We start from the raw sequence: 9,126 nt of genomic DNA, 5'->3' as shown, positions 1-9,126 counted from the left end.
CCGGAAGAAAAAGCTCGTGGTATCACCATCAACACCTCTCACGTTGAATATGACACCCCGACTCGCCACTACGCGCACGTAGACTGCCCGGGCCACGCCGACTATGTTAAAAACATGATCACCGGTGCTGCGCAGATGGACGGCGCGATCCTGGTTGTTGCTGCGACTGACGGCCCGATGCCGCAGACCCGTGAGCACATCCTGCTGGGTCGTCAGGTAGGCGTTCCGTACATCATCGTGTTCCTGAACAAATGCGACATGGTTGATGACGAAGAGCTGCTGGAACTGGTAGAAATGGAAGTTCGTGAACTTCTGTCTCAGTACGATTTCCCGGGCGACGACACGCCGATCGTTCGTGGTTCTGCTCTGAAAGCGCTGGAAGGCGAAGCAGAGTGGGAAGCGAAAATCATCGAACTGGCTGGCTTCCTGGATTCTTACATCCCGGAACCAGAGCGTGCGATTGACAAGCCGTTCCTGCTGCCTATCGAAGACGTATTCTCCATCTCCGGTCGTGGTACCGTTGTTACCGGTCGTGTAGAACGCGGTATCATCAAAGTTGGTGAAGAAGTTGAAATCGTTGGTATCAAAGAGACTGCTAAGTCTACCTGTACCGGCGTTGAAATGTTCCGCAAACTGCTGGACGAAGGCCGTGCTGGTGAGAACGTTGGTGTTCTGCTGCGTGGTATCAAACGTGAAGAAATCGAACGTGGTCAGGTACTGGCTAAGCCGGGCTCTATCAAGCCGCACACCAAGTTCGAATCTGAAGTGTACATTCTGTCCAAAGACGAAGGCGGCCGTCATACTCCGTTCTTCAAAGGCTACCGTCCGCAGTTCTACTTCCGTACTACTGACGTGACGGGTACCATCGAACTGCCGGAAGGCGTAGAGATGGTAATGCCGGGCGACAACATCAAAATGGTTGTTACCCTGATCCACCCGATCGCGATGGACGACGGTCTGCGTTTCGCAATCCGTGAAGGCGGCCGTACCGTTGGCGCGGGCGTTGTTGCCAAAGTAATGAGCTAATTGCCGATAACATTTGACGCAATGCGCAATAAAAGGGCATCATTTGATGCCCTTTTTGCACGCTTTCACACCAGAACCTGGCTCATCAGTGATTTTTTTTGTCATAATCATTGCTGAGACAGGCTCTGAAGAGGGCGTTTAGTCCGAAACGCACCAGAGCATTTCGGTTTGGATCGCCTCGCTTACGCGGGGTGAAAATGTTTGTAGATACTTCTGACAGGTTGGTTTATGAGTGCGAATACCGAAGCTCAAGGAAGCGGGCGCGGCCTGGAAGCGATGAAGTGGGTTGTTGTCGCTGTATTGCTGCTTGTAGCTATCGTTGGCAACTACCTCTATCGTGACATGATGCTGCCGCTGCGTGCGCTGGCCGTAGTGATTCTGATTGCTGCAGCAGGTGGTGTTGCGCTGTTGACGACAAAAGGTAAAGCGACCGTTGCTTTTGCCCGTGAAGCGAGAACCGAAGTCCGTAAGGTCATTTGGCCAACTCGCCAGGAAACGCTGCACACCACGCTGATCGTTGCTGCGGTCACTGCGGTAATGTCACTGATCCTGTGGGGACTGGATGGTATTCTGGTTCGCCTGGTATCCTTTATCACTGGCCTGAGGTTCTAAGATGTCTGAAGCCCCTAAAAAGCGCTGGTACGTCGTTCAGGCGTTTTCCGGTTTTGAAGGCCGCGTAGCGACCTCGCTGCGTGAGTATATCAAGTTACAAAATATGGAAGAGTTGTTTGGTGAAGTCATGGTGCCGACCGAAGAAGTGGTCGAAATCCGTGGCGGCCAGCGTCGCAAAAGTGAGCGTAAATTCTTCCCGGGCTATGTACTGGTCCAGATGGTAATGAATGATGCGAGCTGGCACCTGGTGCGCAGCGTGCCGCGTGTGATGGGCTTTATCGGCGGTACATCTGACCGTCCGGCACCTATCAGCGACAAAGAAGTTGATGCGATCATGAACCGCCTGCAGCAGGTTGGTGATAAACCACGTCCGAAAACGATGTTTGAGCCAGGTGAAATGGTTCGTGTTAGCGACGGTCCGTTCGCTGACTTTAACGGTGTGGTTGAAGAAGTGGATTACGAGAAGTCTCGTCTGAAAGTTTCCGTGTCGATCTTCGGTCGTGCGACTCCGGTTGAACTGGACTTCGCTCAGGTTGAAAAAGCCTAACACGTCGATCAAAAAAGCGACGATTTAATCGTTGCACAAGGCGCGAGATTGGAATACAATTTCGCGCCTTTTGTTTTTATGGATTCTGTCCGTAAAACGAATTTAATCACGGGGAGCCTCCTTGAGGCGCTATAACCCAACTAGAGGAATTTAGAATGGCTAAGAAAGTCCAAGCCTATGTCAAGCTGCAGGTTGCAGCTGGTATGGCTAACCCGAGCCCGCCGGTAGGTCCAGCACTGGGTCAACAAGGCGTGAACATCATGGAATTCTGCAAAGCGTTCAACGCAAAAACTGATTCCATGGAAAAAGGTCTGCCGATCCCGGTTGTTATCACCGTTTACGCTGACCGTTCTTTCACTTTCGTTACCAAAACGCCTCCGGCAGCAGTTCTGCTGAAGAAAGCGGCTGGTATCAAGTCTGGTTCCGGTAAGCCGAACAAAGACAAAGTGGGTAAAATTTCCCGCGCTCAGCTGCAGGAAATCGCGCAGACCAAAGCTGCCGACATGACTGGTTCCGACATTGAAGCGATGACTCGCTCCATCGAAGGTACTGCACGTTCCATGGGCCTGGTAGTGGAGGACTAAGAAATGGCTAAACTGACCAAGCGCATGTCCGTGATCCGTGACAAAGTTGATGCTACTAAACAGTACGATATCAACGAAGCTATCGCTCTGCTGAAAGAGCTGGCCACTGCTAAATTCGTAGAAAGCGTAGACGTTGCCGTTAACCTCGGCATCGACGCGCGTAAATCTGACCAGAACGTACGTGGTGCAACTGTACTGCCGCACGGTACTGGCCGTTCCGTTCGCGTAGCCGTATTTACCCAGGGCGCAAACGCTGAAGCTGCTAAAGCTGCAGGCGCTGAGCTGGTAGGTATGGAAGATCTGGCTGACCAGATCAAAAAAGGCGAAATGAACTTTGACGTTGTTATTGCTTCCCCGGATGCAATGCGCGTTGTTGGCCAGCTGGGCCAGGTTCTGGGTCCGCGTGGCCTGATGCCAAACCCGAAAGTTGGTACTGTAACGCCGAACGTTGCTGAAGCAGTTAAGAACGCTAAAGCAGGTCAGGTTCGTTACCGTAACGACAAAAACGGCATCATCCACACTACCATCGGTAAAGTGGATTTTGACGCTGACAAACTGAAAGAAAACCTGGAAGCTCTGCTGGTTGCGCTGAAAAAAGCTAAACCGACTCAGGCTAAAGGCGTGTACATCAAGAAAGTTAGCATCTCCACCACCATGGGTGCTGGTGTTGCCGTTGATCAGGCTGGTCTGAGCGCGTCTGCGAACGTCTAAGATTAGCTTTACGTGGGCGGTGATTTTGTCTACAATCTTCGCCCACGATTCTGTTAGCTTCGGCTGATAGACAACAGATTTGTTCGTTGGAGCCTGGCCTATCCAGGCCTCCGTCGAAGACCGCAGGTGTTTCGTAAGAAACTTAATGCCCTGCGTAGACGGTGACAGAACGCTAAGATTATTTCTGATACTCTGGCTTGTTTCTGCTCACCGTATTTAGACGCTCTCTCCGTTGGGGGGAGTGAAGTGAGTTCCGGAACATGAGTTCCGGCAAACATCCAGGAGCAAAGCTAATGGCTTTAAATCTTCAAGACAAACAAGCGATTGTTGCTGAAGTCAGCGAAGTAGCCAAAGGCGCGCTGTCTGCAGTAGTTGCGGATTCCCGTGGCGTAACTGTAGATAAAATGACTGAACTGCGTAAAGCAGGTCGTGAAGCTGGCGTATACATGCGTGTTGTTCGTAACACCCTGCTGCGCCGCGTCGTTGAAGGTACTCAGTTCGAGTGCCTGAAAGACACGTTTGTTGGTCCGACCCTGATTGCATACTCTATGGAACATCCGGGCGCTGCTGCTCGTCTGTTCAAAGAGTTCGCGAAAGCGAATGCAAAATTTGAGGTCAAAGCCGCAGCCTTTGAAGGTGAGTTGATTACGGCGTCGAATATCGATCGCCTGGCAACTCTGCCGACCTACGAAGAAGCAATTGCACGCCTGATGGCAACCATGAAAGAAGCTTCGGCTGGCAAACTGGTTCGTACTCTGGCTGCTGTACGCGATGCGAAAGAAGCTGCTTAATCGCGGTTATCTTATTCAAGCATCTGCTTACGTATAAACTTATTCTGATTTTCAGGAACAATTTAAATGTCTATCACTAAAGATCAAATCATTGAAGCAGTATCCGCTATGTCCGTAATGGACGTTGTAGAACTGATTTCTGCAATGGAAGAAAAATTCGGTGTTTCCGCTGCTGCTGCTGTAGCTGTAGCTGCTGGCCCGGCTGAAGCTGCTGAAGAAAAAACTGAATTCGACGTAATTCTGAAAGCTGCTGGCGCTAACAAAGTTGCTGTTATCAAAGCAGTACGTGGCGCAACTGGCCTGGGTCTGAAAGAAGCTAAAGACCTGGTAGAATCTGCTCCGGCTGCCCTGAAAGAAGGCATCAGCAAAGACGACGCAGAAGCACTGAAAAAATCTCTGGAAGAAGCTGGCGCTGAAGTTGAAGTTAAATAAGCCAACTTTTCTGGTTGCAGCCTGAGAAATTAGGCTGATGGCTGGTGACTTTTTAGTCACCAGCCTTTTTGCGCTGTAAGGCGCCAGTAGCATTTCACACTGTTTGACTACTGCTGTGCCTTTCAATGCTTGTTTCTATCGACGCCTTAATATACTGCGACAGAGCGTCAGTTCTGTGTAAATCGCAATGAAATGGTTTAAGCGTGATAGCAACAGGCATTGCGGAAAGTATTCGATTTTCCGGTCAACAAAATAGTGTTGCACAAACTGTCCCTTCGTCGGACAGATGGGTCGACTTGTCAGCGAGCTGAGGAACCCTAATGGTTTACTCCTATACCGAGAAAAAACGTATTCGTAAGGATTTTGGTAAACGTCCACAAGTGTTGGACATACCTTATCTCCTTTCTATCCAGCTTGACTCGTTTCAGAAGTTCATCGAGCAAGATCCTGAAGGGCAGTATGGTCTGGAAGCAGCTTTCCGTTCCGTTTTCCCGATTCAGAGCTACAGCGGTAATTCCGAGCTGCAATACGTCAGCTACCGCCTTGGCGAACCGGTGTTTGACGTTCAGGAATGTCAGATCCGTGGCGTGACCTATTCCGCACCGCTGCGCGTAAAACTGCGTCTGGTGATCTACGAGCGCGAAGCGCCGGAAGGCACCGTTAAAGACATTAAAGAACAAGAAGTCTACATGGGCGAAATTCCGCTCATGACTGACAACGGTACCTTTGTTATCAACGGTACTGAGCGTGTTATCGTTTCTCAGCTGCACCGTAGTCCTGGCGTCTTCTTTGACTCCGATAAAGGTAAAACCCATTCTTCGGGTAAAGTGCTGTATAACGCGCGCATCATTCCTTACCGTGGTTCCTGGCTGGACTTCGAATTCGATCCGAAGGACAACCTGTTCGTACGTATTGACCGTCGCCGCAAACTGCCAGCGACCATTATTCTGCGTGCACTGAACTACACCACTGAGCAGATTCTGGATCTGTTCTTTGAGAAAGTTGTTTTCGAAATTCGCGACAACAAGCTGCAGATGGAACTGGTGCCGGAACGCCTGCGTGGTGAAACCGCCTCCTTTGACATTGAAGCTAACGGCAAAGTCTACGTTGAAAAAGGTCGTCGCATCACTGCGCGCCACATTCGCCAACTGGAAAAAGACGATATCAAGCATATCGAAGTTCCGGTTGAATACATTGCGGGTAAAGTTGCGGCTAAAGACTACGTTGACGAATCCACTGGCGAGTTGATCTGCGCAGCTAACATGGAGCTGAGCCTGGATCTGCTGGCTAAGCTGAGCCAGTCTGGCCACAAGCGTATCGAAACGCTGTTCACTAACGATCTGGACCACGGTCCGTACATTTCTGAAACTGTACGTGTCGACCCAACCAACGATCGTCTGAGCGCACTGGTAGAAATCTACCGTATGATGCGCCCTGGTGAGCCGCCGACACGCGAAGCTGCTGAAAGCCTGTTCGAGAACCTGTTCTTCTCCGAAGACCGCTATGACCTGTCTGCGGTTGGTCGTATGAAGTTCAACCGTTCTCTGCTGCGCGACGAAATCGAAGGTTCCGGTATCCTGAGCAAAGACGACATCATTGAAGTGATGAAGAAGCTCATCGATATCCGTAACGGTAAAGGCGAAGTCGATGATATCGACCACCTTGGCAACCGTCGTATCCGTTCCGTAGGCGAAATGGCGGAAAACCAATTCCGCGTTGGCCTGGTACGTGTTGAGCGTGCGGTGAAAGAGCGTCTGTCTCTGGGCGATCTGGATACCCTGATGCCTCAGGATATGATCAACGCCAAGCCGATTTCTGCAGCAGTGAAAGAGTTCTTCGGTTCCAGCCAGCTGTCTCAGTTTATGGACCAGAACAACCCGCTGTCTGAGATTACGCACAAACGTCGTATCTCCGCACTCGGCCCAGGCGGTCTGACCCGTGAACGCGCAGGCTTCGAAGTTCGAGACGTACACCCGACCCACTACGGTCGCGTATGTCCAATCGAAACGCCTGAAGGTCCGAACATCGGTCTGATCAACTCCCTGTCCGTGTATGCACAGACTAACGAATACGGCTTCCTCGAGACTCCGTACCGTAAAGTGACCGACGGTGTTGTAACTGACGAAATTCATTACCTGTCTGCTATTGAAGAAGGCAACTACGTTATCGCTCAGGCGAACTCCAACCTGGATGACGAAGGCCACTTTGTAGAAGATCTGGTTACCTGCCGTAGCAAAGGCGAATCCAGCTTGTTCAGCCGCGACCAGGTTGACTACATGGACGTATCCACCCAGCAGGTGGTTTCCGTCGGTGCGTCCCTGATCCCGTTCCTGGAACACGATGACGCCAACCGTGCATTGATGGGTGCGAACATGCAACGTCAGGCGGTTCCGACCCTGCGTGCTGATAAGCCGCTGGTTGGTACCGGTATGGAACGTGCTGTTGCCGTTGACTCCGGTGTTACTGCAGTTGCGAAACGTGGCGGTACTGTTCAGTACGTGGATGCTTCCCGTATCGTTATCAAAGTTAACGAAGACGAGATGTACCCGGGCGAAGCAGGTATCGACATTTATAACCTGACCAAATACACCCGTTCTAACCAGAACACCTGTATCAACCAGATGCCGTGTGTGTCTCTGGGCGAACCGGTTGAACGTGGTGATGTGCTGGCTGACGGTCCGTCCACCGACCTCGGTGAACTGGCACTGGGTCAGAACATGCGCGTGGCATTCATGCCATGGAACGGTTACAACTTCGAAGACTCCATCCTCGTATCCGAGCGTGTTGTCCAGGAAGACCGTTTCACCACCATCCACATTCAGGAACTGGCATGTGTGTCCCGTGACACCAAGCTGGGGCCGGAAGAGATCACCGCTGACATCCCGAACGTGGGTGAAGCTGCGCTCTCCAAACTGGATGAATCCGGTATCGTTTATATCGGTGCGGAAGTGACCGGTGGCGACATTCTGGTAGGTAAGGTAACGCCGAAAGGTGAAACCCAGCTGACCCCAGAAGAGAAACTGCTGCGTGCGATCTTCGGTGAGAAAGCGTCTGACGTTAAAGACTCTTCTCTGCGCGTGCCAAACGGTGTTTCCGGTACGATTATCGACGTTCAGGTCTTTACTCGCGATGGCGTAGAAAAAGACAAACGTGCGCTGGAAATCGAAGAAATGCAGCTGAAGCAGGCGAAAAAAGACCTGTCTGAAGAACTGCAGATCCTCGAAGCTGGCCTGTTCAGCCGTATCTACGCTGTGCTGGTTGCCGGTGGTGTTGAAGCTGAGAAGCTCGACAAACTGCCACGCGATCGCTGGTTGGAACTCGGCCTGACCGACGAAGAGAAACAGAATCAGCTGGAACAACTGGCTGAGCAGTACGACGAACTGAAACACGAATTCGAGAAAAAACTCGAAGCGAAACGCCGTAAAATCACTCAGGGCGACGATCTGGCACCGGGCGTGCTGAAGATTGTTAAGGTTTATCTGGCGGTTAAACGTCGGATCCAGCCTGGTGATAAAATGGCAGGTCGTCACGGTAACAAGGGTGTAATTTCTAAGATCAACCCGATCGAAGATATGCCACACGATGCTAACGGTACGCCGGTAGACATCGTACTGAACCCGCTGGGCGTACCATCGCGTATGAACATCGGTCAGATCCTTGAAACCCACCTGGGTATGGCTGCGAAAGGTATCGGCGATAAGATCAACGCCATGCTGAAACAGCAGCAGGAAGTCGCGAAACTGCGCGAATTCATCCAGCGTGCTTACGATCTGGGTTCAGATGTTCGTCAGAAAGTTGACCTGAATACCTTCAGCGATGAAGAAGTTCTGCGTCTGGCTGAAAACCTGAAAAAAGGTATGCCGATCGCAACGCCGGTGTTCGACGGTGCGAAAGAGTCTGAAATCAAGGAACTGTTACAGCTGGGTGGCCTGCCGACTTCCGGTCAGATCACGCTGTTCGACGGTCGTACCGGTGAGCAGTTCGAGCGCCAGGTTACCGTTGGCTACATGTACATGCTGAAACTGAACCACCTGGTTGATGACAAGATGCATGCGCGTTCTACCGGTTCTTACAGCCTGGTTACTCAGCAGCCGCTGGGTGGTAAGGCGCAGTTCGGTGGTCAGCGCTTCGGGGAGATGGAAGTGTGGGCGCTTGAAGCATATGGCGCAGCATACACCCTGCAGGAAATGCTCACCGTTAAGTCTGATGACGTGAACGGTCGTACTAAGATGTATAAGAACATCGTGGACGGCAACCATCAGATGGAACCAGGCATGCCAGAATCCTTCAACGTACTGTTGAAAGAGATTCGTTCGCTGGGTATCAACATCGAGCTGGAAGACGAGTAACTCTCGATCAAACAGGTCACTGGTGCTGGCTTAACCGCCAGCGCCAGATTGTGCTAACTCCGACGGGAGCAAAT

8 protein-coding genes are annotated in these 9,126 nt (G+C 51.5%); all 8 read left to right on the top strand.

All coding sequences use genetic code 11. The features are described 5' to 3' along the window. The coding region (gene tuf, locus OGX95_RS10160) for an elongation factor Tu (protein ID WP_189624548.1) at positions 1–1,026 on the top strand (1,026 nt) is incomplete at its 5' end. 228 nt (positions 1,027–1,254) lie between these two features. Next, positions 1,255–1,638, top strand: a complete 384-nt coding sequence (gene secE, locus OGX95_RS10155) for a preprotein translocase subunit SecE (RefSeq protein ID WP_003033128.1) — start codon at positions 1,255–1,257, stop codon at positions 1,636–1,638. A gap of 1 nt (position 1,639) precedes the next feature. Next, positions 1,640–2,185, top strand: coding sequence for a transcription termination/antitermination protein NusG (gene nusG / locus OGX95_RS10150; RefSeq protein WP_003033125.1), 546 nt, complete (start codon positions 1,640–1,642; stop codon positions 2,183–2,185). 155 nt (positions 2,186–2,340) lie between these two features. Further along, positions 2,341–2,769, top strand: coding sequence for a 50S ribosomal protein L11 (gene rplK, locus OGX95_RS10145; RefSeq protein WP_003033122.1), 429 nt, complete (start codon positions 2,341–2,343; stop codon positions 2,767–2,769). A 3-nt stretch (positions 2,770–2,772) separates the two neighbouring features. Further along, positions 2,773–3,480 carry a 50S ribosomal protein L1 gene (gene rplA, locus OGX95_RS10140; protein WP_198907431.1) on the top strand — a complete coding sequence of 236 codons (708 nt, stop codon included), beginning with the start codon at positions 2,773–2,775 and terminating at the stop codon, positions 3,478–3,480. A gap of 293 nt (positions 3,481–3,773) precedes the next feature. After that, positions 3,774–4,271 (top strand): 50S ribosomal protein L10, encoded by a 498-nt coding sequence (gene rplJ / locus OGX95_RS10135; RefSeq protein ID WP_005132895.1) that lies wholly within the window; start codon positions 3,774–3,776, stop codon positions 4,269–4,271. A gap of 66 nt (positions 4,272–4,337) precedes the next feature. Continuing rightward, positions 4,338–4,703: a 50S ribosomal protein L7/L12 gene (gene rplL, locus OGX95_RS10130; RefSeq protein ID WP_003033114.1), complete on the top strand. Its 366-nt coding sequence runs from the start codon at positions 4,338–4,340 to the stop codon at positions 4,701–4,703. A gap of 320 nt (positions 4,704–5,023) precedes the next feature. After that, a complete protein-coding gene (gene rpoB, locus OGX95_RS10125) occupies positions 5,024–9,052 on the top strand; it encodes a DNA-directed RNA polymerase subunit beta (protein ID WP_199948064.1) in 4,029 nt (1,342 codons plus the stop codon). Positions 9,053–9,126 lie beyond the last annotated feature (74 nt).

It is taken from the genome of Citrobacter sp. Cu233 (genome assembly GCF_030332225.1).
Classification (GTDB): domain Bacteria; phylum Pseudomonadota; class Gammaproteobacteria; order Enterobacterales; family Enterobacteriaceae; genus Citrobacter.
Note: the sequence above shows the minus strand (reverse complement) of the source record. Positions and strands in the feature narration are given on the sequence as shown.